Annotated in this window: 18 protein-coding genes; 10 read left to right on the top strand and 8 right to left on the bottom strand. The window is 73.7% G+C overall.

Translation table 11 applies throughout. The annotated features are described in order from the left end of the window. The first annotated feature begins 28 nt into the window (after window positions 1-28). The 4 genes from recC to A6Q81_RS16130 all read left to right on the top strand — a co-directional run bounded on the left by recC (window position 29) and on the right by A6Q81_RS16130 (window position 9,107). Window positions 29-3,382: an exodeoxyribonuclease V subunit gamma gene (gene recC / locus A6Q81_RS16145; protein WP_286691090.1), complete on the top strand. Its 3,354-nt coding sequence runs from the start codon at window positions 29-31 to the stop codon at window positions 3,380-3,382. After that, window positions 3,379-6,462 (top strand): UvrD-helicase domain-containing protein, encoded by a 3,084-nt coding sequence (locus tag A6Q81_RS16140; protein ID WP_286691089.1) that lies wholly within the window; start codon window positions 3,379-3,381, stop codon window positions 6,460-6,462. Before recC ends, A6Q81_RS16140 begins: the two co-directional genes overlap by 4 nt. Further along, window positions 6,459-8,276: an exodeoxyribonuclease V subunit alpha gene (gene recD / locus A6Q81_RS16135; protein ID WP_286691088.1), complete on the top strand. Its 1,818-nt coding sequence runs from the start codon at window positions 6,459-6,461 to the stop codon at window positions 8,274-8,276. Before A6Q81_RS16140 ends, recD begins: the two co-directional genes overlap by 4 nt. Before the next feature lie 96 nt (window positions 8,277-8,372). Beyond that, window positions 8,373-9,107 carry a hypothetical protein gene (locus A6Q81_RS16130; RefSeq protein WP_286691087.1) on the top strand — a complete coding sequence of 245 codons (735 nt, stop codon included), beginning with the start codon at window positions 8,373-8,375 and terminating at the stop codon, window positions 9,105-9,107. A 67-nt stretch (window positions 9,108-9,174) separates the two neighbouring features. Here A6Q81_RS16130 and A6Q81_RS16125 read toward each other — a convergent pair whose 3' ends face one another. Beyond that, complete coding sequence (locus tag A6Q81_RS16125) at window positions 9,175-9,909, bottom strand: hypothetical protein (protein WP_067856960.1); 735 nt, start codon at window positions 9,907-9,909, stop codon at window positions 9,175-9,177. 154 nt (window positions 9,910-10,063) lie between these two features. On the opposite strand from A6Q81_RS16125, the gene A6Q81_RS16120 reads away from it, so the two are divergent. The 3 genes from A6Q81_RS16120 (at window position 10,064) to A6Q81_RS16110 (ending at window position 13,164) form a co-directional block, all read left to right on the top strand. Continuing rightward, a complete protein-coding gene (locus A6Q81_RS16120) occupies window positions 10,064-10,489 on the top strand; it encodes an organic hydroperoxide resistance protein (protein WP_067856962.1) in 426 nt (141 codons plus the stop codon). 114 nt (window positions 10,490-10,603) lie between these two features. Next, window positions 10,604-11,605 (top strand): FhaA domain-containing protein, encoded by a 1,002-nt coding sequence (locus tag A6Q81_RS16115; protein WP_286691086.1) that lies wholly within the window; start codon window positions 10,604-10,606, stop codon window positions 11,603-11,605. 11 nt (window positions 11,606-11,616) lie between these two features. Further along, complete coding sequence (locus A6Q81_RS16110) at window positions 11,617-13,164, top strand: protein kinase domain-containing protein (RefSeq protein ID WP_286691085.1); 1,548 nt, start codon at window positions 11,617-11,619, stop codon at window positions 13,162-13,164. Window positions 13,165-13,170: 6 nt separating this feature from the next. Here A6Q81_RS16110 and A6Q81_RS16105 read toward each other — a convergent pair whose 3' ends face one another. The 3 genes from A6Q81_RS16105 to A6Q81_RS16095 form a co-directional block, all read right to left on the bottom strand. Then, complete coding sequence (locus A6Q81_RS16105) at window positions 13,171-14,124, bottom strand: glycoside hydrolase family 6 protein (RefSeq protein ID WP_286691084.1); 954 nt, start codon at window positions 14,122-14,124, stop codon at window positions 13,171-13,173. 62 nt (window positions 14,125-14,186) lie between these two features. Further along, a complete protein-coding gene (locus tag A6Q81_RS16100; protein ID WP_286691083.1) occupies window positions 14,187-15,431 on the bottom strand; it encodes an alkaline phosphatase family protein in 1,245 nt (414 codons plus the stop codon). Beyond that, window positions 15,428-17,002, bottom strand: coding sequence for an alkaline phosphatase D family protein (locus tag A6Q81_RS16095; protein WP_286691082.1), 1,575 nt, complete (start codon window positions 17,000-17,002; stop codon window positions 15,428-15,430). The genes A6Q81_RS16100 and A6Q81_RS16095 overlap by 4 nt, the downstream gene beginning before the upstream one ends. Before the next feature lie 98 nt (window positions 17,003-17,100). Between A6Q81_RS16095 and bluB the strand changes: the two genes are divergently transcribed. Then, complete coding sequence (gene bluB / locus A6Q81_RS16090; RefSeq protein ID WP_067856980.1) at window positions 17,101-17,751, top strand: 5,6-dimethylbenzimidazole synthase; 651 nt, start codon at window positions 17,101-17,103, stop codon at window positions 17,749-17,751. Window positions 17,752-17,946: 195 nt separating this feature from the next. On the opposite strand, the gene A6Q81_RS16085 is transcribed toward bluB, so the two are convergent. Next, a complete protein-coding gene (locus A6Q81_RS16085; protein ID WP_067856982.1) occupies window positions 17,947-19,452 on the bottom strand; it encodes an aldehyde dehydrogenase family protein in 1,506 nt (501 codons plus the stop codon). A 198-nt stretch (window positions 19,453-19,650) separates the two neighbouring features. Here A6Q81_RS16085 and A6Q81_RS16080 point away from each other — a divergent pair, with 198 nt between their 5' ends. Then, complete coding sequence (locus A6Q81_RS16080; RefSeq protein WP_067856985.1) at window positions 19,651-20,880, top strand: lipase family protein; 1,230 nt, start codon at window positions 19,651-19,653, stop codon at window positions 20,878-20,880. On the opposite strand, the gene A6Q81_RS16075 is transcribed toward A6Q81_RS16080, so the two are convergent. Beyond that, window positions 20,877-21,428, bottom strand: coding sequence for a gluconokinase (locus tag A6Q81_RS16075; protein ID WP_286691081.1), 552 nt, complete (start codon window positions 21,426-21,428; stop codon window positions 20,877-20,879). The genes A6Q81_RS16080 and A6Q81_RS16075 overlap by 4 nt on opposite strands. 17 nt (window positions 21,429-21,445) lie before the next feature. On the opposite strand from A6Q81_RS16075, the gene A6Q81_RS16070 reads away from it, so the two are divergent. Beyond that, a complete protein-coding gene (locus tag A6Q81_RS16070) occupies window positions 21,446-22,129 on the top strand; it encodes a FadR/GntR family transcriptional regulator (protein ID WP_067856991.1) in 684 nt (227 codons plus the stop codon). 5 nt (window positions 22,130-22,134) lie between these two features. On the opposite strand, the gene A6Q81_RS16065 is transcribed toward A6Q81_RS16070, so the two are convergent. Both A6Q81_RS16065 and A6Q81_RS16060 read right to left on the bottom strand, forming a co-directional pair. Continuing rightward, window positions 22,135-23,511 carry a GntP family permease gene (locus tag A6Q81_RS16065; protein WP_286691080.1) on the bottom strand — a complete coding sequence of 459 codons (1,377 nt, stop codon included), beginning with the start codon at window positions 23,509-23,511 and terminating at the stop codon, window positions 22,135-22,137. Window positions 23,512-23,642: 131 nt separating this feature from the next. Beyond that, window positions 23,643-25,064, bottom strand: coding sequence for a DEAD/DEAH box helicase (locus A6Q81_RS16060; RefSeq protein WP_286691079.1), 1,422 nt, complete (start codon window positions 25,062-25,064; stop codon window positions 23,643-23,645). Window positions 25,065-25,185: the final 121 nt, after the last annotated feature.

Below are 25,185 nucleotides of genomic sequence, written 5' to 3'. Positions count from 1 at the left end.
TGTCCGCCCCTACGGCTAGGTTCGTCGTGTGGCGTTGACGATCCATCGGGCGGAGCGGGCCGACGTGCTCGCGGAGGGGCTCGCGGGGCTGCTGGCCGAGCCGCCCGAGGACCCCTTCGAGCGCGACCTCGTCGTGGTCGCGGCAGCCGGGGTGGAGCGGTGGCTCGCCCAGACCCTCAGCCACCGGCTCGGCACGGCCCCCGGACACGAAGACGGCATCTGCGCGGGCGTCTCCTTCGTGCGGCCCCTCCACCTGCTCACCGAGCTCACCGAGAAGGAACGCGACGACCCCTGGGCGCCGCGGCGTCTCGCCTGGGCAGTCCTCGACGTCATCGAGCAGCACCTCGACGAGCCCTGGCTCGCGATCGTCGCCCGACACGTCGGCCACGGCCTCGAACCGGGGGAGGAGGCCCTGCGGCGCAGTCGGCGCTACCCGACCGCCAAGCGCATCGCCGCCCTCCTGCACGGCTACGCCGTCCAACGACCCTGGATGGTGCAGGCCTGGACGGCCGGCGACGACGTCGACGGAGTCGGCTCGCCCCTCGTCCACGAGGTCCGCTGGCAGGCCGAGATCTGGCGGCGCGTCCACACCCTCCTCGACGGCCACCCCTCGCCCGACCTCCGCCTCGCCGACACCGCCGCGGCCCTCCGTCAGCGCACCCTCGACCCCGACCTGCCCCAACGACTCTCCTTCTTCGGGCACACCCGCATGCCGCACGCCGAGCTCGACGTCGTCGGCGCGCTCGCCCACACCCGCGACGTGCACCTCTGGCTGCCCCACCCCTCACGCAGCCGATGGGACGACGTGGCCGCCACCACCACCGACGCCCCGCGACAGCCGGCCCGTCGCGACACCGTCGACGCCCCCGACACCGGCAACACCCTCCTCGCCGCGTGCGCACGAGACGTCACCGAGCTCGAACGCAGCCTCCTCGCGTTGCCCGGCGAGGCGACCACGGTCCATCTGCCCGCTCCGGAGCGCCCCCCGACCCTGCTCGGTCAGCTCCAGGCCGACCTCGCCGCCGACCGCGACGGCCCGGCCGACGACATCCGCACCCTCGACCCACTCGACCGGTCCGTGCAGGTGCACGCCTGCCACGGTCCCGCCCGACAGGTCGACGTGCTGCGCGAGGTCGTCGTCGGCCTCCTCGCCGACGACCCCACCCTCGAGCCGCGCGACGTGCTCGTCATGTGCCCCGACGTCGAGACCTTCGCGCCGCTCGTCGAAGCCGCGTTCGGGCTCGACGACGTGCCCGACGTCGACCACCCCGGCCACCGGCTCCGCGTCCGCCTCGCCGACCGCGCCACCGGCGCCACCAACCCCGTCGCCGACGTCCTGCAGAAGGTCGTCGCCATCGCGGCAGCACGTCGCACCACCGCCACCGAGGTGCGCGACCTCCTCAGCCTCGCACCCGTCCGACGACGCTTCGCGCTCACCGACGACGACCTCGAGCAGGTCGACGAGTGGACCGTGCAGACCGCCATCCGCTGGGGCGTCGACGCCGACGCCCGCGCAGCCTGGCAGCTCGGCGGACTCGCCCAGAACACCTGGCGTACCGGCCTCGAGCGCCTCGCGCTCGGCGTCGTCACCGACGGTCACGACGACCCGGACGCCCAGGACGACACCCACACCGGCAACCGGCTCGGCGGGGTCCTGCCGCTCGACGACCTCGGCAGCACCGGCGTCGACCTCGTCGGCCGTTTCACCGAGGCCGTCGAACGACTCGCCGCGGTGCTCGAGTCGTCTCGCCCGCAGCCCGTCGACGACTGGGTCGAGCTGCTCACCACCGCCGTCCAGACGCTCACCGACGTGCCCGCCCGCGACGCGTGGCAGCGCGAGCAGGTCCTCCGCGTCCTCGCCGACCTCACCCGCGCCGACACCGGCCCCGTCGCCCGCGGCACCCTCACCGTCGTCGAGGTCGCGGCGTTCCTCACCGACGCGTTCGCCCCGCGCCCGACCCGCACCAGCTTCCGCACCGGGTCCCTCACCGTCTGCACGATGGTGCCGATGCGCTCCGTGCCGCACCGCGTCGTCTGCCTCCTCGGGCTCGACTCCGGCGCCTTCCCGCGCACGCCCACCCCGCTCGGCGACGACGTGCTCGCACGCACCCCGCTGGTCGGGGAGCGCGATGCGGCAGGGGAGGACCGGCAGCTGTTCCTCGACGCCGTCCTGTCCGCCACCGAGCACCTCGTCATCACCTACACCGGCGCCAGCGAGCACACCGGGCGCTCGCTCCCGCCGGCCACCCCGGTCGGGGAGCTGCTCGACCAGCTCGCGCGCACCGTCCCCACCGCCGACGTCCGCAGCCAGGTGCTCGTGCAGCACCCGCTGCAGGCGTTCGACACAAGCTCGTTCATCCCCGGCGCCCTGGTCCCGGGCTCCGCCTTCAGCTTCGACACCGCCGCCTACGCCGGTGCCCGTGCCACCGTCCGACCGCAGGTCCCGGAACCGCCGTTCCTCCCGGCCGCGTTGCCCGGCGACGCCGACCCGATCACCACGCTCGACACCCTGCGCGACCTGGTCCGCCACCCCGTGCGCTCGTTCGTCACCGGCCGGCTCGACGTGCGTCTGCCCTACGAGGACGAGCCCATCGACGACAGCGTCCCGCTCGGGCTCGACCACCTCGAGCGGTGGAAGGTCAAGGACCGCGTGCTCGCCGCCGTGCTGGCCGGCGTGCCCGGTCACGACGCCGAGGCCGACGAACGCCGCCGCGGGCTCCTGCCGCCCGGTCCGCTCGGCGACGCCGAGCTCGCGCGGGTGCGCCCGGAGGTCGGCACCCTCTTCGCCCTCGCCGCACCCCTGCGCACCGACACCGCCCGCAGCGTCGACGTCGACGTCGAGCTCGGCGACGGCCGCCGCGTGATCGGCACCGTCGCCGGCGTCCACCCGCACCACGCACTGCGCGTCACCGCGTCGACTGTCCAAGGACGTCAGCTCCTCGAAGCCTGGGTCGACGTCCTCGCCCTCGCCGCGGCAGGCCAGGGTCGACCCGCGCACCTCGTCGGTCGCGTGCCGAGCGGCTACCGGAAGGCACCAGGCGTCATCACCCTCGCCGCACCGTCGCAGGACGAGGCACGCTCGGTCCTCGCCGAGCTGCTCGACCTCCATGCGATCGGTCGCACCACGTTCCTGCCGTTGCCGGTGAAGACCTCCCAGGCCTACGCCGACCTCGCGCGGCGCACCCGCCCCGAGATCGCGCTCGCCAAGGCCGAGCGCGAGTGGGTCGGCAGCCGCGACGTGCCCGGCGAGGTCGCCGACGCCTACCACCGCCTCGTCCTCGGCCCCGACGCGCCGATCGCCGACCTCGTCGAGCGCGGCTTCGAGCAGCACGCGGCCACGCTCTGGTTCCCGCTGCTCGACCGGATGGAGGTCGACGCATGAGCGCCGACGCACCGGTCGTCGAGTTCGACATCGCCGACCCGCTGCCCACCGGCACCACCCTGCTCGAGGCCAGCGCCGGCACCGGCAAGACGTGGGCGATCGCGGCCCTCGTCACCCGGCTCGTGGCCGAGGGGGTCGCCACGCTCGACCAGCTGCTCGTCGTCACCTTCGGCCGGGCGGCCAGCGCCGAGCTCAAGGACCGCGTGCGCGAGCGGCTCGTGCAGGCCGACGCCGTCCTCGCTGCCGGGCACGGCGACGAGCGTGACCCCCTGCAACGGCTTCTCCTCGACGTCGACGACACCGAGCGCACCGCCCGTCGTCGGCGCCTGCGTGCGGCGGTCGCGCGGTTCGACGAGGCCACCATCACCACGACCCACGGGTTCTGCCAGGCGGTGCTGCGCAGCCTCGGCACCACCGGCGACGTCGAGCCCGGGTCGGTCCTCGTGGAGGACGACACCGACATCGTCGACCAGGTGGTCTCCGACCTCTACCTGCGAGCCGTCGGTCGAGGTCAGACCCCGCCGTTCGACCACCAGGAGGCGGCCGTGCTCGGTCGGCGCGCGGTCGAGGACCCGTCGGCGCACCTGCTGCCCACCGACGCCGAGCCCGGGTCCGCGCCCGACCTGCGTCGACGGTTCGCGTCGGCCGTCCGCGACGAGTCGGCGAGACGCCGCCTGGCGGCCCGCACCCTCTCCTACGACGACCTGCTCCAACGTCTCGCCGAGGCGCTCGAGCCCGACGACTCACCGGCCCGCACGGTCATGCGCGACCGCTGGCGGGTCGTGCTCGTCGACGAGTTCCAGGACACCGACCCCGTCCAGTGGCGCATCTTGGAGCGCGCCTTCGTCGGCCACGCCACGATGGTGCTGGTCGGCGACCCGAAGCAGGCCATCTACGGGTTCCGCGGCGGCGATGTCGACACCTACCTGCGCGCCGCCGCGCAGGCCGACACCCGACGCACCCTCACCGTCAACCATCGCAGCGACGCCCCCCTGGTGAGCGCCGTCGACGCCGTGCTCCGGGGCGCCGCGCTCGGCGACCCCGCGATCGTCGTCCGTCCGGCAAGCGCCTCGCTCGACGGGTCACGGCTCCACGACCCCCGCGGCGACGCCCCCTTCCGGCTGCGGGCCCACCTGCGCAGCGACGCCGGCTCCGACGACGACGCCCTGCGCATCGGCGACGTCAGGCCGCGGGTCGCGCGCGACGTCGCCGCCGACGTCGCCGCGCCCGCCGTGCGCACCGGTGGCGCGGACGTGCTGCAGAGCCGGGCGGGCCAGGACTGGGTCACGCTGCTGACCGCCATGGAGGCGCCGCACCGCAGCGGCTACACCCGCGCCGCCGCGCTCGGACCGTTCCTCGGCCTCACGGCCACCGAGCTCGCGGCCGACGACGGCGACGCCCTCACCGACCGCGTCTCCTCCCGGCTGCGCGACCTCACCGACCTGCAGCGCGAGCGCGGCACCGCCGGCATGGTCGAGGCCCTCACCGCCGACGCCTCCGTGGTCGAGCGACTGCTGCGCCACCAGGGCGGTCGACGTCGACTCACCGACCTCGAGCACGTCGGCCAGGTGCTGGCGATCGCCGCACGCGAGCACGGACTCGGCCTGTCCGGCCTGCGACGGTGGCTGCTCGACCGGCGCAGCGAGACCTCCCCGGCCGCCGACCGCACCCATCGCCTCGACACCGACGCCGACGCCGTGCAGATCGTCACCACGTTCGTCAGCAAGGGTCTGCACTCCTGGACCACGCACGCCCGCCGCTCCGACGTCGAGCGCGCGGGGGAGTCGTTGCGGCTGCTGTACGTCGCGCTCACCCGCGCGCAGTCGCGGCTGGTCGTGCACTGGTCACCCACCTTCAACGCGCGGCACGGCGCCCTGCACCGCCTGCTGTTCCGGCCCGACCCGACACGGCCCGAGGTGCCCGACGTGCAGGCCGTGCCGTCGGACCACGACGCCGTCGCGCGCCTCCGTGCGTGGCAGGAGCGTGGCGGGCCGGTCGTCGAGCAGATGGTCACGGGCGACGCCGAGCTGGCACCCGCGGCCGGAGAGGCGGAACGACTCGAGGTCCGTCACCTGCGTCGCGACGTCGACACCGTCTGGACCCGCACCTCCTACACCTCGCTCGTCCGGCGTGACGAGGGACCCAGTGTCTCGAGCGAGCCGGAGCCGACCGCCGCGGACGACGAGGTCGACGTGGTCGCCGACGTCGCCGCCAGCCCGGTGCTGGGCCCGTCGCCATGGGCCGAGCTCGCCGGCGGAGCGGCGCTCGGCACGCTCGTGCACGGCGTGCTCGAGCACGTCGACGTCGGCGCCGACGACCTCGACGCGGAGGTCCGCCGGCGGGTGGAGGAGGAGCTGGCGTCGCGTCCGCTCGCCGTCGACGTCGACGTGCTCGCACCGGCGCTCGTCGGTGCCCTCAGCACGCCGCTCGGGCCGCTCGCTGACGACCTCACGCTGGCGGAGGCGCTCGGCCGACGCCCGTTCCGGGAGATGGAGTTCGAGCTGCCGCTCGCCGGCGGCGACTCGGTCCGGGCGGCAGGTCGCACCGGCACGCTCGCCGACGTCGCCGACCTCATGGAGGCGCACCTGCCGTCGGGCGACCCGCTGCGGCCCTTCGCGGCAGAGCTGCGCGACGCCAGCCTGCGCGGACGCACCCTGCGCGGCTACCTCACCGGCTCGATCGACCTGCTCCTGAGGCTCGACGGCGACCGTACGCTCGTCGTCGACCACAAGACCAACCGGCTCGAGAGCGGCGCGCTCGTCGAGGCCGGCGGCGGCCTGGAGGCGTACGCACCCGAGCGTCTGGCCGACGCCATGCTGCACACGACCTACCCGCTGCAGGCCCTGCTGTACGCCGTGGCGCAGCACCGGTTCCTGCGGTGGCGGCTGCGCGGGTACGACCCCGACGTGCACCTGGCCGGGGTGCTCTACCTGTTCGTGCGAGGCATGACCGGCCCTGATGGACCACGCGGTGCCGACGGGAGCCCGTTCGGCGTGTTCGCGTGGCGGCCCCCGTCGGCGCTGGTGCTCGACCTCAGTGCGCTGCTCGACGGCAGCCCGACCGACGGAGGTCCGCGATGAGCGACACGTCTGCGCCGCCCGCGGTCGAGGTGTCGGCGGGCGACCCGTTCGACCGTCAGGTCGTCCAGGGTCTCGACGTCGAGAGCGACGCGATCCTGGCCGTCCTCAACCGGGCAGGTGTCCTGGCCGCCGCCGACGTCCACGTCACCCGCACCGTCGCCCGACTGGCGGACGAGGACGACGAGGCGGTGCTGCTCGCCCTGGCCCTCGCCGTCCGAGGAGTCCGCCTCGGGTCGTCGTGCGTCGACCTCGGCGGCGTGCTCGACGACCTGCGCCTCGAGGCGCCCGACGTCGAGTGGCCGACGTACGTCGACGACCTCGACGCCTGGTGGGTCCGCGTCGACGCCAGCCCGCTGGCGTCCGGGCGCGACCGTGTCCTCGTCGTCGAGCGTCCCTTGCTGCACCTGGTGCGCTACCACGCACTCGAGGTGTCGCTGTGCCGACGGCTGGGGGAGCGGCTCGCCCTGCGACCCCCGCCCGTCGACCGGGCCGCCCTCGACGCCGACCTGCGACGTCTGTTCGGCGACCCCGGGTTCGCCGAGCAGCGGGCGGCCGCGGCCCGCGCCGCGCACTCGTGGACGACGGTGCTCACGGGCGGCCCAGGGTCGGGCAAGACCACCACCATCGCGCGACTCCTGGCGGCGCTCGCGAGCCAGCACGCCGCGACGGGGCACGACCGACCCCTGGCCGTCGGACTGGCTGCACCGACCGGCAAGGCCGCGGCCCGGATGCGTGAGGCCGTCGCCGCCGCGTCGACCAATCCGGTGTTCACCGAGGCGGAGCGCGACTGGCTGCGCACGCTGCCGGCGGGCACGGTGCACCGGCTGCTCGGCTCGCGGCCCGACCATCGGACGGCCTTCCGGCACCACGCGGGGCAGAAGCTGCCCTACGACGTCGTGGTCGTCGACGAGACGTCCATGGTCTCGTTGCTGCTCATGGAGCGGCTCGTGCAGGCCGTGCCGTCCGGCTGTCGGCTGGTGCTCGTCGGTGACGCCGAGCAGCTCGCCTCCGTCGAGGCCGGCGCGGTGCTGCGCGACGTGGTGGAAGGCCTCGGCGGCGACGACAGTCCCGTCGTCACGCACCTGCAGCAGTCGCACCGCTTCGACGGTGGCATCGGGGCCCTCGCCTCGGCGGTGGTCGAGGGCGACGCGGACCGCGTGCTCGACCTCCTGGCCGAGGGGGTCGACGGGGTGTCACTGCGGCACCCCGACGAGGTCGAGGATGTCGTGTCCGGACGTCCCGCACAGCAGGCCCGTGCCGTGGCCCGCGCCGCAGCCGAGGGCGACGTGCCCACCGCGCTGGCGGCCCTCGGCGAGCACCGGCTGCTCTGCGCGCACCGTGACGGTCCGTACGGCGTGAGCCACTGGAACGAGCGGCTGGAGCGGGAGGTGCGCATCTTCCCGGACCCGGCCCGGCCCTGGTGCGTCGGCCGCCCCGTCCTCGTCACCCGCAACGACGCCTCGCTCCGGGTCAACAACGGCGACGTCGGCGTCACCCTCGACAACGGCCACCGGCTCGTCGTGCACCTGGACTCCACGACGACCGTCTCCTCGACGCGACTCTCGTCGGTGCAGAGCGCCTACGCCAGCACCGTCCACCGCAGCCAGGGCAGCGAGTTCGACCACGTCACCCTGCTGCTGCCCGACGAGGACTCGCTCGTGCTCAGCCGCGAGCTGCTGTACACCGCGATCACCCGCGCACGCACCAGCCTGACGATCGTCGCCACCCCCGAGGTCCTCCGGCGCGCCGTCGAGCGCCGCACCGCCCGCGCCAGCGGCGTCGCCCGTCGCCTCGCCGCGATCGTCGCTCCGTGAGGGCAGGGTCCGACACGCCCCACTTCGTCCTGGGATGCAGGTCGCAGCGAGCCCTGACAGGCTGGTCGTCACGGACCACGAGTCGGGAGGAACCCCATGAAGAAGATCGTCTACGCGCTGGCGTTCGGCATCGGCTACGTGCTCGGCGCCCGAGCCGGCCGCGAGCGGTACGAGCAGCTGCGTGACGCGGCGGAGCGCTTCCAGTCCGATCCGCGCGTGCAGGACGCGGTGCACAAGGCCGAGGCGTTCGCCGAGGACGCCGTGCACGCCGTCCGCGACGAGGACAAGCGCCACGAGGTCGTCGACTCGCTGAAGGGGACGGTCGGCACCGTCCGCGCCCAGGCCACCGGCGCGGCCGAGGCGGTCAAGGAGACCGTCGAGGACGCCACGGACGGAGACCTGTCCAGCACCGTCGAGAGCGTCAAGGACACCGCGAAGGACCTGAAGGACGAGGCCGTCTCCAAGGCCGAGGACGTCAAGGACGCCGCCGACGAGGGCGGGCTGTCCGAGGCGGTCGACACGGCCAAGGACGCCGCGAAGGACGTCAAGGACGAGGCGGCCGAGCAGGCCGGAGAGGTGCGCGAGAAGGTCGCCGAGGCCGCGCCGCGCTCGAGCGACGAGGACGCGATCGCCGACGCCGTCGGATCGGCCCAGCAGGGCGCCAAGCACGTGCGCGACGAGTCGGCCGAGGCGGTCGAGCGCGTGGCGCAGAAGGCCCAGGGCGCTGCCGACGAGACCGGCACGCCTGCGGCGCTCGAGGACCCCGACGCGCACATCCCCGAGGTCGAGGACGAGATCGTCCACACCTCAGGTCCTGACGACCAGCGCTGATCCTCAGCGAGGAAGGCCCCGCACGGACCCACGTCCGCGCGGGGCCTTCGCGCGTCGTGTCGCCGACTCAGGTCGACGGCTGACCGAGCCGCGCGCGGACCTGGTCGAGCACCCGCGGCGGGAACTCGTGGGTGCGGCGACAGCGCTCCACCAGGTAGAGGATCTTGTTGAGTCGGGGGCCCGGCAGCTCGACGCCGCGCGACTCCAGGGCCGGTCGCAGGACGTTGCGGTCGAACGCGCCGTCGCTGCGCTCAGGCTCCTCGCGCCAGCGCGCGAACGCCTCCTTCAGCTGCGCGTGCCCGACCACGCCGTGCTCCGGCGACAGGGCCACCGCGATCGCCGCCACGAGCCAGGCGTCGTCGTGCTGCAGCGCGTCGACGTCGAGCTGGACGGTGCCGGTGCCCGCCGGCGCCAGCGTCGGCGGGTCGAAGTCGACGACGAGGTCGATGCTGAGGTCGGGGAAGCGCAGGCTCACGCGCGTGCCGGGCGCCGTGAGCGACATCCGCTGACCAGGGACGGGTGTCGACGCGTCGCCGTCCGGTGTCACGACCTCCACGACCACGCCGTTCGCGCGCTGCCCGCGGTGGAGCACGGGATGTCCGGCGCCGGCCTGCACGACCACCGCGGGGTCGCTGAGGTAGGGGAGTCGGACGAACACGTACGTCGAGCCGGCGATCTCCTCGACGGCCACGGACCTCTGCTCGGGCAGCGTCATCCGTCGCGCGAGCACCAGCTTCCCGCCGGGGTCCACGACCGTACGACCCGACGACTCGGGTCCGACCGACCAGCCGATGCGCAGCACGCTTCCGTCCCTCCTGTCTCGACGACGACGATCATGCCAGCACCCGGCGGACACGCCTGACCGCTCAATGCATTGCACACGATGTAATTGTGTGCAATGATAGTGCCGAGGGTGCGGCACGGGCCGCCCCGATCCCCGACTCCCAGGAGGAACCATGGACGCGATCTACACCGCCGAGGCACTCGCGACGGGCGGCGGCCGCGACGGCGGGCACGTCGTGACGAGCGACGGTCGCCTCGACCTGCACACGGCACTGCCTACCAGCATGGGCGGCAACGGCGAGGGCACGAACCCCGAGCAGCTCTTCGCGTCCGGCTACGCCGCCTGCTTCCACGGCGCCTTCCAGCTCGTCGCCCGTCAGGCCAAGGCCGACGTGAGCGACTCGAGCGTCGGCGCGAAGGTCGACATCGGCTCCAACGGCAAGGGCGGCTTCGACCTCGCCGTCACGCTCGAGGTGACCGTCCCGACCCTGCCGCACGACGAGGCGCAGGCCCTGGCCGACAAGGCGCACGAGGTGTGCCCGTACTCCAACGCCACGCGCGGCAACATCGACGTCCAGATCGTCGTCGTCGACGACTGAGAGACCCGCACGCCACGTCCTGGCCGGGGCGTGTCGTGCCCTGGGAAAGAGCCGCGGTGGAACATGTTCCACCGCGGCTCGCCTGTTCCTGGCGCCTCGTCCGACGATGGCAGCATGACCACGCTCACCTCCCTCGCCACGAACCTGTTGATTCTCGTCGCCTTCGTCGGCGTGGTCCTCGTGGGACTGCGCGTCGCCCAGAGCATCTTCGGCACCGGCTCCAAGAAGGCCGCGGCCACCGAGGCCGCGGCGCGTCTCGTCGCGTACCCGACCGGCTCGGCCGCGGTGCTCCGCCGGCGGTTCGTCAAGGCGCTCACCGGCCAGCACGTGGTGATGCCGAGCGGCGACCGGGTGGCGTTCAGCGAGCTCGTCGTGCGGGTCTCGCCGGAGGACCTCGAGCGGCTCGACCCCGACGGCGACATCGACCGGCTCGGCGAGGACGCGGCGAAGCTGTACCTGACGCACGCCGAGCGCGAGGGCTGGAGCACGCCCGAGGAGGTGCGCGTGGAGGTCGAGGTCGACCCCGCGCTGCGACCCGGCTGGGTGCCTCCGGCCCGGGGCAGTCGCACGGGCGCCTCCGTGCGACGTCCGCTCGAGTCGTCCGCTCGACCCGAGCGGCAGCCCGTCGTCCCCGACTGGGACGTCGTCGCCGACCTCACGCCCACCGCGTCGACCGCTCCGGCCGCGCCGACGCCGCTGCCCGCGCGGACCGACGTGCCTGCCGCGCAGGAGACGATGGCCTTCCCCGTCCTCGTGCCGGCCGACGCCACCCCGACCGTCGCCGGCGCACGCGACCTGTTCCTGCACCGAGGCGCCCACAGCGTCCGCGTGCCGCGCGACGGCGTCACCGTCCTCGGACGGCTGCCCGAGAGCCCGTTGCCGCTGGAGGAGCCGGAGATCTCCTACCGTCACGCCGAGCTGCGGCTGCTCGGCGGCTCGTGGCAGGTGCGCGACGCCGGAAGCACCAACGGCACCTCGGTCGACGGCGAGCGCATCGGCGACACGTGGGTGACGGTGCGTGACGGTGCCGTCCTCGCGCTCGCCGGGATCAAGGTCGCCGTCGGCTCCGACACGCACGGCACGGTGGCCGTGTCAGGCGTTTCGCGTCGGCCGTGACAATGGTGCCCATGGCCGACCAGCGTGACCGTCGCTCCCGACGGTGGAGGAGGCGTCGCACGACGTCGACGCCTGGCCCTGCCACGACACCACGGCCCGACGGGGCGTCGACCGCGCCCGTCCCACTCGCCCCAGCCATCAGCACAGCGGCCGGCACGATGCCGGTCGGCGGGTCCGACGGCCGCGACACGGTCGAGCCGCAGGTCGACGCGTCACGCTTCGAGCTGCAAGGCCGGATCGGTGCCGGGAACCACGGGGTGGTGTTCCGCGCACTCGACCGTCATCTCGGCCGCCAGGTCGCCATCAAGCGGTTCTCGCACTTCCTGGCCGACGACCCGCGGGCGATGCGGCGCATCACGCGCGAGGTCGAGACGCTCGCCCGGGTCTCGCACCCCAACGTCGTCACGGTGCACGATCTCGTCCGGATGCCCGACGGTGACGGCGAGGTGACTCCGCACCTCGTCATGGAGCTCGTCGAGGGCACCTCTCTGCGCGACCTGCTCGCGCTGCGCGGTCCCAGCCCACGCTCGGTGGTCGTGGTCGCCGGCGTGCTCGACGGGCTCGCAGCCTGTCACCGCGCCGGGATCCTGCACCTCGACATCAAGCCGGCCAACGTGCTCGTGACCGACTCCGGCGGCATCAAGATCGTCGACTTCGGCATCGCGCGGGCGGCCTCCGAGTACAGCGGGGTGGAGGCGATGGCGCGCGCCCTGCGGTCGGCTGCCGACGACGTCACCGGGTCGGCGGCGTCCGCGGTTCCGGCCCCGACGAGCGCCCCGGACGCTGCGGTGAGCCCGCCCGTGCGGTCGGTCGCGACGCCACCTGTCGTCCTCGCGCCGCCCGCAGCCGCGGCCGCCCCTCTCGTCCGGCCGTTGAGCCGTCCCGCCGACCTCGGCGACCGACCCGACGCCGTCGCCCGTGCCGCGACCCCCGACCACACGTCGGAGCCTGCGACTCCCGCGCAGGGCCCCGCCGTCACGCGCTGGACGCGGCTCGTCTCTCTGCTGCTCGGTCTCGGCATCAGTGCCGTGGTCCTCACCGTCGTGCCGATGCTGGCGTGGGCGAGCCTCGAGCTGGCGCCCGCTCGCGTGCGCCCGGAGGCGATGGACCAGATGTCCGCCGACGCGTGGTGGATGCTCTCGGTGGGCCTGGCCCTCGTGCTCCTGCTCGTGCGCCGCCGTCGCTTCTTCCGCCACCTGGCGGGCCCGGAGGTCGGGAGCCCGCTGCCGGACGGTCCGCTCGCGCCGACGGTCGGCCGCGGCGTCCGCATGGCGCTCGGGGCGGCGCTCGTCGGCACGCTGCCGCTGCTGGTGCCCTGGTACGTCCTGGGTCTGCTCGCCGGGCTGACTGCCGCCGGCGCACCCGCGCCGGGCGACCCGTTCGCGGACGTCTGGACGACGGCATGGGTGCTGGCTCCGCTGGTCGCGGTCGTGCTCGGTCTCCGCGGCATCCTCGGCATGCGTCCGCGGCTCGGGGCCCTGGCGTTCTCGTTCCTGCTGCTCGTGGCGGCCGGGGGAGCGGCGGCGTTCTTCCTGCTCGCGGGGCCCTACGTCCTCTGACCGAGCTCAGCGGGCCAGGAGGCGGCGGGCGCCGGTGGGCCACCAGGTGCCGGCGTTCGGGCCGCCCTCGCACTGACCGTCGGACTCGCCGGGCCGCTTGACCCACAGGTAGGCGTCGAGGCCGTTGCGGTCGACGATCGTCGGCGTGTGCCCGAGGCGCGCGGCCGGCGGGTTGCACCAGACGCCCGGCGTCACGGGCTTGGCCGCGCCGTTGCGCGAGGTGTCGACGACGTACCGCTTGCCCTTGACGCCGAGCTTCGCGAGCTCGGCCACGACGGCGGCGCCGTAGGTGCGCTCCTCGCTCGTCGGCCGGAAGTTGGAGGTGTTGGTGGCCAGGCCACGCGCGTCGCGGACACCGGCCGACACCAGGCGCTTCGCCATGTCCTGCGGCGTGATCCACCGGCTGTGCCCGGCGTCGATGTAGACCCAGACACCTGCCCGCGTCAGGCTCCGCGTCGCGTACCGCAGCAGTGCGGTGCGATCGCCCTGGCCGGAGCACGCGCCGAGCAGGGCGAGGGCGTCGGGCTCCAGCACGACCATCGCGTACCGGCCGCGCAGCCCCTTGGCGACCTGGTCGACCCAGGCCTTGTACTGGGTCGGGTTGAGGCCGCCGGCGGAGTGCTGCCCGCAGTCGCGTCCGGTGATCGCGTAGACCGCGAGCAACGGGGTGCGCTTCGCGCGACGCGCCCGGTCGGCGTACTCGGCGGCGACCGACGCCACCTTGGAGGCCGGGTACCCCTCGGTCAGCCAGAAGGCCTGCGCGCGCGACCCGATGGGCGCATAGCGCTTGTCCTTCACCGCCGCGCGCGCCGACGCCGTCGTGGGGTCGACGTAGACCGCGCGGGTCAGGCGCGGGTCCTTGGCCGCCTCGGCCGGGGCGGTGGCAGCGAGCACGGACAGCACGAGGCACACCAGCGTCAGCACCGACACCGGCGGCCCGACGCGTCGCACGGCTCCCACCACTCGGCCGATCCTACGGCCGCCGGGTCGTGCGCGCCGACTTTGCGCCGAACCCGACCCGTTCAGACCCGTGCCACGCCGTCGAAGCCGTCGCGCGGCGCTGACAGCCCGAAGATCTTCGCGATCGTCGGAGCGACGTCGATCGTCGCGGCGCGCTCGCTGAGCACCGCCGGTCGGACGGCGCCGCCGGTGAGGAAGAACGGGATGGCCTCCGTCGCCGGGTGGCCGTGGTTGCCCGGGATCGGGTTGGAGTACAGGTCGGGGTCGGAGAAGCGGTAGCCCGACTTGCAGTAGACGACGAGGTCGCCCGCCTTGGCGCCGAGGCGCAGCTGCGCCGTCGTACGGACGCTGAGCACGCCCGGCGTCGCCAGCGCCACCCGCGTGGCCTCGGCCAGCGCACGGGACCGGTCGGCGCTGCGGCCGAGGTAGCTGATCACGTCGGCGCCGCCGTTGTCGGCGATCGCGACCTGGCCCTCGAGCAGGGCGTTGCCCTGGAAGGCGCGGGTCAGGCTGATGAGCCGGTCGGGGTCGCTCCAGTCCATGGAGTGGTCCGCCAGCACGACGACGGTCGTGGACGACCAGGTGCTGCGGGTGCGCAGCCAGGAGACGAACGAGCGGATCTGCGCGTCGGTGGAGGTGAGCGCCGTGCGGCGCAGCACCTGCAGGTTGGAGCCCGTGAGGTCGCTGTGCCCGAAGCGGTCGATGTCGCCGAAGTTCGCGAACACGAGGTGCGGGTCGGCCTCGGAGATCATCGTGCGCAGCGCGCTCATCGTGAACACGTCGAGGGCGTGGTTGGTCACCGGCAGCAGCGGGAACGGCTCCCAGCGGTAGGTCGCCCGCGTGCCGAACACGCTGTAGAGGTAGTCCTTGCTGAGCACCGAGCCGGTGGTGAGCCCGCGCTCGCGCAGGCGCTCGAGCATGGTGGGGAAGACGATGTCGGTCGGCTCGCCGCACGTGCGCACCTCCTGCCGCGCACGGTCGTAGATCGAGTTCGCCGGGACGCCGCTGCGGTCCGGACGCACGCCGGTCATCATCATCACGTGGTTGGGGATGGTCTCCGCGATCGGCATGGATCGGGCCTGCGGGAACCACCGGCCAGCAGCGCGCAGCGCGTGCAGGTTCGGGGTCGACTCGGGCGTGATCTCGTCAGGTCGGCAGCCGTCGATGACCAGCACGTACACGCGCTTGGACGTGACGGGCGCGGCCGAGGCCCACGGGGCGCCGGCAGCGCCGGAGAGGACGACGGCACCACCGGTGGCGGCGGCCGCGCGCAGCACGGTCCGTCGGTCGAGCTGGGGGGCGCTCATGCGCTGGCTCCTGTCGTGGGCTGGCTGACCTTGCGGACCTTCTGGGCCGAGGCCGGGACCTCGTAGGACGTCGACCAGCTGGCGGTCGCGGCGCGGTCGGCGCGGCTGCTGATGACGTACCAGTCCATCTGCACGCGAGCCGGTGTCACGTCCAGGACCGAGAAGCCGTGGTTGTCGAAGTCGAGGTGCTTGACGTGACGGTTCGCCGTCTTGATCGCCTCCTCGACCCCCACCGACGCGGTGCGCGGGGGTGCCCCGAGGATGTCCTTGAGGTTGTTGCTGGTCACCGACGTGCAGACGAGCTCGGTGCCGACGGTCGTGCTGAACGGGTAGGTGCCGGGGTTCGTCGGCAGGTCGCAGGCCCACGCCGAGTGGATGTCGCCGGTCAGGAAGACCGTGTCGGTGATGTTCTGGTCGGCGAGGTGCTCGAGCACCTGCCGACGCTCGACCGTGTAGCCGTCCCACTGGTCGGTGTTGTACTGCACGCCCTCCGCGGGCAGCAGCCCGATGGAGTCCTGGAGGCCGTCGCGCACGCGGTTCGGCAGCGGCGGGACCAGCACGGGGGAGATCATCACCGGGTTGCCCACGAGCTTCCACTGCGAGGCGGTCGTGCTGAGCCCGCGCTTCAGCCAGGCGATCTGGTCGTCGCCGGCGATCTTGCGGCCGGCGTCGTCGCGCGACGGCACCTGGGTGAATGCGCCTCCCGGGGCGGTGCGGTAGCTGCGCAGGTCGAGCATCGAGAGCTCGGCGAGCCGGCCGAACGTGAACCGGCGGTAGATCTGCGTGCCGTCGCCGAGCCGGGCCGTGCCGCTCAGCCGCACGGGCATCCACTCGTCGTAGGCGCGGTAGGCCGCGGCCCGACGGGCCGCCCAGGAGCCCTCCGTGGCGGGGTCGTGGTTCTCCGCGCCCTGGAGCCAGGCGTCGTTGGCCGACTCGTGGTCGTCCCACGTGCAGATGAACGGGACGGAGCGGTGCAGGGTCTGCAGGTCCGGGTCGGTCTTGTAGAGCGCGTGCCGACGGCGGTAGTCCGAGAGCGACACGATCTCGTGCGTCGGGTCGGCCTGGCGCACGACGACGTTCTTCTGGCCCATGGCGTACTCGCCGGTGCCGTACTCGTAGATGTAGTCGCCGAGGTGCAGGACGACGTCGACCTGCTGCTGCGCGAGGTGGCGGTAGGCGCTGAAGTAGCCGGCCTCGTAGTTGGCGCAGGACACGACGCCGAAGCGCATCCGCGCGGGTGCGGCGTTCGTCGCCGGCGCGGTGCGGGTACGGCCGGTCGTTGAACGCTCCCGCTGGTAGGAGAAGCGGTAGTAGTACGTCGTGCCGGGGGCGAGCCCGGTCACGTCGACCTTGACGGTGTGGTCCTCGGCGGCGCTCGTCGTCGCGGTGCCTCGACGCACCACGCGCCGGAAGGCACGGTCGAGGGCGACGACCCACGAGACCTCGGCACGCGGTCCGCGGCCGGAGCCGGGCGTGGCGCTCGCGGTGGGGGTCACCCGCGTCCACAGGACGACGGCGGTGGGCAGGGGGTCGCCGGAGGCCACCCCGTGGCGGAAGAAGGTCACGGTCATCTCAACGACGCACCCTGGCAGAGGTCCCTGTCCTGGAGGTGAACAGTCGGCGACCGGCCGACGCGTCGATCGCCGCCGTCGGTTGCTAGCGTCGCCGGGTGAGCCAGCACGCGTACGCCGCGCACGAGCGGGAGGTCGTCCACCGGGTCATCGCGGAACGTCGCGACATGCGGCACTTCGCCGGCGGCGAGGTCCCGGCCGACGTGCTGGCGCGGCTGCTGGAGGCCGCCCACCGGGCGCCGAGCGTGGGACTCATGCAGCCGTGGCGCTTCGTCCGGGTCACCGACGGCGCGCTCCGGCAGCGTCTGCACGCGCACGTCGACGCCGAGCGTCGGCTGACCGCGGAGGCGATGGGGGAGCGGGCCGAGGAGTTCATGCGGCTGAAGGTCGAGGGCGTCCTCGACTGCGCCGAGCTGCTGGTGGTCGCGCTGCCCGACGGACGAGAGGAGCACGTGTTCGGCCGACGCACCATGCCGCACATGGACCTCGCCTCGGCGGCGTGCGCCATCCAGAACCTCTGGCTGGCGGCGCGGGCCGAGGGCTACGGCATGGGCTGGGTGTCGATGTTCGACCCCGCCGTCGTCGCGCGCGAGCTCGCGATGCCCGACGGTGCGGAGCCGGTCGCGCTGCTGTGCCTCGGGCCGGTCGAGGCCTTCTACGAGCGCCCGATGCTCGAGGAGGAGCACTGGACCAGCCCCCGCCCGCTGACGGACCTGGTCGCGGAGAACCACTGGCCCGCCGAGCGGTGACGCCCAGACCCTTGACCTGTCGTTGACGGTCGGTTCTCATGGAGGAGCCGTCCGACGCCCTCCTCACCGGCGCGGGCGAGGGAGGATGACCTTCTCTCGGGACGGGCGGCGGGGCCGGGTCGCTTCCCCTGGGCCGGTCCTGCCGCCTCTCACCGGACGTCCGACGGCGACGTCGTCGCCAGCGCGTGACCTCCGTCAGTCCTGCGGAGTGGGGTCGGCGCCGAACCAGCCGCTCGGTGCAGGTCGGGTGTTGTGCCAGATGTGCTTGGGCTCGCGGTAGTCCTCGAGCCCGGCGAGGCCCAGCTCGCGGCCGATGCCGCTCTGCTTGAAGCCGCCCCACTCCGCCTGCGGCACGTACGGGTGGTAGTCGTTGATCCAGACCGTGCCGTGGCGCAACCGCGACGCGACCCGCTCGGCGCGACCGGCGTCCTGCGTCCAGACGGCCCCGGCGAGACCGTAGATCGTGTCGTTGGCGATCGAGACGGCCGCGTCCTCGAGCGCGTCGGCGTCCTCGCCCGTGAACCGCTCGACGGTCAGGACCGGCCCGAAGCTCTCGTCCTGCACGCAGGACATGTCGGCCGAGCACTCGTCGAGGATGGTGGGCAGGTAGTAGAAGCCGTCCGCGAGGTCCGGGTCGTCGGGCCGGGCCCCGCCCACGCGCAGCACGGCCCCCTCCGCGACGCCGGCCGCGACGTACGCCTCGACCTTCTCGCGGTGGGCTGCGCTGATCAGCGGGCCGGTCTCCGCACGCTCGTCGTCGGGTCCGCCCAGCCGGATGCGTGCAGCGCGGGCGACCAGCTCGTCGACGAACCGGTCGTGGATCGAGTCCTCGACGACGAGCCGTGTGCCGGCCGAGCAGACCTGGCCGGAGTCGAGGAAGACCGCCGTGAGCGCGTTGTCGACCGCCGCCTCCCAGTCGGCGTCCGCGAAGACGACGTTCGGGTTCTTGCCGCCGAGCTCGAGGGCGACCTTCTTGACGGTCGGCGCGGCCGCGGCCATGATCCGTCGACCGGTCACGAGGCCACCGGTGAACGACACGAGGTCGACCTCGGGAGCCTCGGTGAGCGTCGGGCCCACGCGGTCCCCGGCACCGAGGACGAGGTTGGCGACGCCGTCGGGCAGGCCGAGGTCGGCGAGGGTCCGCACCAGCCAGATCGCCGTCGACGGGGTCAGCTCGCTCGGCTTGAGCACGAACGTGCAGCCCGTCGCGAGCGCCGGAGCGACCTTCCACGACGTCTGCAGCAGAGGGAAGTTCCACGGGGTGATGAGCGTGCAGACGCCGACCGGCTCGTGCACGACGCGGCTCGCCACGTGCGGCTGCCCGGTGTCGACCACGCGGCCGGCGTCCGCCTGTGCCAGGCCGGCGAAGTGCCGGAACACGCCCACGACGTCGTCCATGTCGATGCGGGCCTCCACCATGCGCTTGCCGGTGTCGAGGGCCTCCAGCCGTGCGACGTCCCCCTTCTCCGCCTCGAGCCGGTCGGCGAGACGGCGGAGCAGTGCGGCGCGCTCCGGTGCGGGCGTCCGGGGCCAGGGGCCGTCGTCGAAGGCACGTCGGGCGGCGCGGACGGCGTCGGCCGCATCGGCGGAGGTCGCCTCGGCGACGGTGGTCACGGTGCGGCCGTCGGCGGGACAGCGGATCGTGCGGCTCTCGCCGTCCGACGCGTCGCGCCACCGGCCGTCGATGAACAGGGTGGTCAACGGGTCCTCCTGGGTCGGTCGGTCCCTCGACCCAACCGGTTCTCGAAGACGTCCGCAATCCAGCCCCGCACGGGCCGGCCACCGCCCGCGACGTCGGACGTCCGCCCCTTCGCCCCCACCTCGATGTTGACCTGTGATGTAACTCACCGTCACACTGGGCGGGCGCGACCGAGGGTGTCGCGCAGAGGGGGTCCCACCATGTCTCAGTCCGTCCTGTCCCGACGACGTCCGTCGCGGGGGCGTCGTGTCCTGCTCGCCCTCGCCGCCACGCTCGGCGCGGGCCTCGTCGCCGCGCCACCCGCGTCGGCCGACGACTTCTACACCCCGCCCGCGGACACGTCAGGTGCGCCGGGCACGGTCCTGCGCAGCGAGCCGTCGGTGTTCTACCTCGACCCGCTCAAGGCGCTGCGGGCTCCGGCCGACGTCACCCGCGTGATGTATACCAGCGCCAACGCCCAGGGCCCGACGGTCGTGACGGGCACGATCCTGAAGCCCAAGGCAGCCTGGTTCGGCGCGGGGGAGCGTCCGGTCGTCGCGTACGCCGTGGGCACGCAGGGCATGGCCGACCGGTGCGCGCCCTCGAAGCAGCTCGCCGCCGGCACGGAGTACGAAGGGGCGTTCATCAAGGGCCTCCTCGCCCGCGGCTACACGGTGGCCGTCACCGACTACGAGGGTCTCGGGACCCCCGGCGTGCACCCGTACGTCGACCCGCGCTCCCTCGGGCGCAACGTCCTCGACTCGGTGCGTGCCGCGCAGCGCCTCGGCATCGTCACGAGCACGGCGCCCGTCCTCGTGTCGGGCTACTCCGAGGGGGGCAACGCCGCCGCCGGTGCCCTCGAGCTGGCGTCGTCCTACGCGCCGGAGCTCAAGCTGAAGGGCGGCTACGCCGGTGCGGTGCCCGCCGACCTCTCGCGCGTGGCCCCGAAGCTCGACGGCTCGCCGTACGCGGCGTTCCTCGGCTACGCCGTCGCGGCGCTCGACGACGCCGAGCCGCAGCTGCGGATCCGCGACCTGCTGAACGAGCGAGGACAGCAGTTCCTCGACCGCGTCCAGGACTCGTGCCTCATCGACGGGGTCGCATCCTTCGCCTTCACGCAGACCTCGACCCTGACGAAGGACGGCCGTCCGATCGCCGACTACCTGAGCCGACCCGACATCGCCGCTGCGCTCGCCGAGCGACGTCTCGGCACGGTCCGCCCGACGGTGCCGAGCCTCGTCGCGCACTCGGCGCTCGACGACGTCGTCGACTACGCGCAGGACCGCGACATGGCGCGGTCATGGTGCTCGCAGGGCGCGAAGGTCCGCTTCCAGACACTGGTGACGCCGACCCACGTCGGCGGGGCCGTCGCCGGGTTCCCGAGTGCGTTCGCGTTCCTCGAGGGCCGGGTGGCCGGCACGCCGTTCGTCTCGACCTGCGGCACCTTCTAGCGCAGCGCGGCACCGCGTCCCGCGAGGGCGCGCACGGCCTCGACGCCCCGCTCGACCACGACGTCGAGCGGGGCGTCGACGTCGATCGCGGTGCCGAGCTCGTCGGGCTCGAGCGGCTCGAGCGTGGCGAGCTGGCTGCGCAGCAGGCTGGGGGGCATGAAGTGCTCGCGCTCCTCCATGCGTCGGTGCAGCACCTCGGGCTCGGCCACCAGGTGCAGGAAGCCGACGGTCCCTGCCGGCAGGCCACCGCGGAGCAGGTCGCGGTAGGTGCGGCGCAGCGCCGAGCACCCGAGGAGCGTCGAGGTGCCGGCACGCTCCCTGCTGGCGAGCACCTCGGCGAGCTCCTCGAGCCAGGGGCGGCGGTCGTCGTCGGTCAGCGGCGTCCCCGCGGCCATCTTCGCGATGTTCGCCGCCGGGTGGTGCTCGTCGCCCTCGACGTACGGGACACCCAGCCGTTCGGCCACCCGCGACCCGACGGCCGACTTGCCGGTGCCCGAGACGCCCATCACGACGACCTGCAGCGCGCCGTTCATCGTCGGCCCCCGCACGCCCTAGAGTCCTCCTCATGCCGACGGCGCACGAGGAGGTCCTGGCCGACCTCGGTCCACGCATCGTGGACGGTCTTCTCGCCCCGGGCGAGGCGCTGACGCTCGAGGCGATCCGCGCGGACTACGAGGTCTCGCGCACCGTCGCGCGCGAGGTCGTGCAGGTGCTCGCGTCGATGGGGCTGGTCGAGAGTCGTCGTCGTACGGGCGTGACCGTGCTGCCCGAGGAACGATGGGACCACTACGCACCGTCCGTCATCCGCTGGCGCCTCGCCGGGCCCGGTCGCGGACGTCTGCTGCACCAGCTGGCCCAGCTGCGGGCGGCGGTCGAGCCGACGAGCGCGGCGCTGTCGGCCGCCCACGCGACGCCCGAGACGCGGCGTCGACTCCTGCGCCTCGCCGACGACCTCGAGCGCACCGGGGCCGGTGGCGACCTGCAGGCCTTCCTCGAGCTCGACGTGACCTTCCACCGGCTCCTCCTGGACGGCACCGGCAACCCGATGTTCCGCGCGCTCGGCGACGTCGTGGAGGAGGTGCTGCGCGGGCGCACCGACCACGACCTCATGCCCTCCGAGCCCGCGCCCGAGGCCCGACGTCTGCACGCGGAGGTCGCTCGCGCGGTGGCTGCAGGGGAGGCCGAGGCAGCGCGCGCGGCGATGCACGCGATCTGCGTCGAGGTCGTCGGTCAGCTCCGACCGGACTGAGCCACTCATGCGACCAGAGGGTAGGCGACGGCGGCGAGCGCGAGGGCGCTGAGTCCCAGCGTCGTCTCCATGACGGTCCAGGTCCGCAGCGTCGTGCGGACGTCCAGGCCGAAGAACCGGCTGACGAGCCAGAAGCCGGAGTCGTTGACGTGCGAGAGCACCGTCGCGCCGGCAGCGACCGCCGTGACGAGCAGCGCGACCTGCACGTCGGAGAGGTCGGCGGTCTGCGCGGCGACGAGGCCGGACGCGGTGGTGAGGGCCACCGTCGCTGATCCCTGCGCCACGCGCAGCGCCGCCGCGAGCAGGAACGCCTGCAGCAGCAGCGGGACGCCCAGCCCGCCGAGGGAGTCGGTGAGCGCCGCGCCGACGCCGCTGGTGCGCAGGACGCCGCCGAGCATGCCGCCCGCGCCCGTGATGAGGATGACCGAGCAGACCGGTCCGAGCGAGGCGTCGAGGAGCGCTCCTGACTCGGCGAGGGAGCGGCCGCGTCGTCCCAGGGTCCCGATGGCCAGCAGCAGCGTGAGCAGCAGGGCCACCGGCGTCGTCCCGACGAGCACGAGGGCGTCGACCCAGGCCTGGCCCTCGGCGAGGGTGCCTCCGGCCACGAGGGTGGTCAGCACCGTGTTGAGCCCGATGAGGACGAGGGGGACGAGCAGGATCGAGAGCACGAGCGCGACCGGCGGCGGCGTCGAGTCGGGTCCGCCGTCCTGCTCCTCGCCCAGCAGGAGCGTCGGGACGTCGACGTGCACCCGCGCCCCGACCCACCGCGAGAACAGGTACACGCCGACGTACCAGGCGACGACCGCGATGGGCAGGTTGACCAGCAGGACGACGCCGAGGTCGCCGCCCATGACCGTGCCGGCGGCGACGGGTCCGGGGTGCGGCGGCAGGAGCGCGTGGGTCGCGGCGAAGGCGCCGGCGGCGGGTAGCGCGTAGACCAGCACCGACCCGCCGAACCGGCGGGCCACCGTGAGCACGATGGGCAGGAAGACCACGAGGCCCGCGTCGAAGAAGATCGGCAGCCCGAAGAGGAAGGCCGCGACGCCGAGGGCGAGCGGCGCGCGGCGTTCGCCGAAGCGCGACACGAGGGTGTCGGCGAGCACCTGGGCCCCGCCGGATGCCTCGAGGAGGCGGCCGATCATCACGCCGAAGCCGACGAGCAGGGCCACCGACGCCAGCGTCGAGCCGAACCCCGACGTGAGCGCGGTGGGCACGTCGACGAGCGGGATGCCGGTGGCGACGGCCGTGAGCAGGCTGACCAGGACGAGCGCGATGAAGGCGTGCAGCTTGACGCGGATGATGAGGACGAGCAGCAGGACGACGGCGGCCAGCGCGATGGCCAGCAGGACGCCGGTCCCGTGCACGGGGTCGATGGGATCCACGGGGACTCCGGACGTGAGGGGACGACGGCCACCCGAGCGGGGCGACACAGGACGTGAGGCAGGTCACGCGAGCGTGCCACGAAAGGTAGTACCAAGGCAAGTCGGCAGGGCCCCCGGCTCGCGGCGACCCGTCAGCGGCGCAGTCGCACCAGCTCGACCAGCTCGGCGTCGGTCAGCTCCGTCAGCGCGCTCTCGCCCGCGTTCACGACGGCGTCGGCGAGCGCCCGCTTCGACGCGATCAGCTCGGCCACGGACTCCTCGATGGTGCCCTCGGCGATGATGCGGTGCACCTGCACCGGCTTGGTCTGCCCGATGCGGTGGGCCCGGTCGGTGGCCTGGTCCTCGACGGCGGGGTTCCACCAGCGGTCGTAGTGGATCACGTGGTCGGCGCGGGTCAGCGTGAGGCCGGTGCCTCCGGCCTTCAGCGACAGCACGAAGACCGGGACCTCGCCCGCCTGGAAGCGCGCGACCATCTGCTCGCGCGTCGGCACGGGGACGCCGCCGTGCAGGAACTGCACGGGGATGCGCCGCTCGGTCAGGTGCCGGGTGAGCAGGTGTCCCATCTGCGCGTACTGCGTGAACACGAGGGCGGCGCCGTCGCTGGCGACGATCTCGTCGAGCAGCTCGTCGAGCATGTCGAGCTTCCCGGAGCGGCCCGTCAGCGTGGCCCGCGGCTCGCGCAGGAGCTGCGCAGGGTGGTTGCAGACCTGCTTCAGCTGCGTGAGCAGCCGGACTACGAGCCCGCGGCGCTGCATGCCCTCGCTGGACTCGATCTCCGTCATCGTCTCGCGCACGACGGCCTCGTAGAGGCCGACCTGCTCCCGCGTCAGGTGCACCCGGTAGTCGGTCTCGGTCTTCGGGGGCAGCTCGGGCGCGATGCCCGGGTCGCTCTTGCGACGCCGGAGCAGGAACGGGCGGACGAGACGCGACAGCTCGCCGGCGCGGTCGCGGTCCTGGCCTCGCTCGATCGGTCGCGACCACTGGCGCCGGAACTCCTCGAGCCCGCCGAGCAGCCCCGGGGTGGTCCAGTCCAGGATCGACCACAGCTCGGTCAGGCCGTTCTCCACGGGCGTGCCCGTCAGGGCGAGGCGGACCGGCGTGGGGATCGAGCGCAGGGCCTTGGCAGCCGCGGACCGGACGTTCTTGACGTATTGCGCCTCGTCGGCGACGACGACGCCCCAGCCGGTCTCGACGTCGGCGAGGTCGACGGCGTCCCGGCGCAGCGTGGCGTAGGTCGTGACGACGAAGCCCTCGGTCACACCGACCAGGCTGCGCCCGGTGCCGTGGTGGCGTCGGACCGGGACGCCCGGCGCGAACCGCTCGATCTCGCGGACCCAGTTGCCCACGACGGACGCGGGGCAGACGACGAGCGTGGGGGCCACGGGGCGTCCGGCCGCGCGCGCCTGGTCCTCGAGGTGGAGGTGCAGCGCGATGAGCATGACGGTCTTGCCCAGGCCCATGTCGTCGGCGAGGATGCCGCCCAGGCCGAGGTCGACGAGCTGGGCCATCCAGCGCAGGCCGTCGCGCTGGTACTCGCGCAGGGTCCCGTGCAACGTGCTCGGCGAGCCGGCGGCGCACGTCGTCGAGCCAGCCCTCGGTGGAGACCTCGGTGCGCACGTCGTCGATCTCGATCTCGCCGGACACGGCGGCGCGCAGGGCCTCGACCGCGGTGAG

The organism is Aeromicrobium sp. REDSEA-S38_B2, assembly GCF_001628525.1.
GTDB lineage: Bacteria > Actinomycetota > Actinomycetes > Propionibacteriales > Nocardioidaceae > Aeromicrobium > Aeromicrobium erythreum.
Note: the sequence above shows the minus strand (reverse complement) of the source record. Positions and strands in the feature narration are given on the sequence as shown.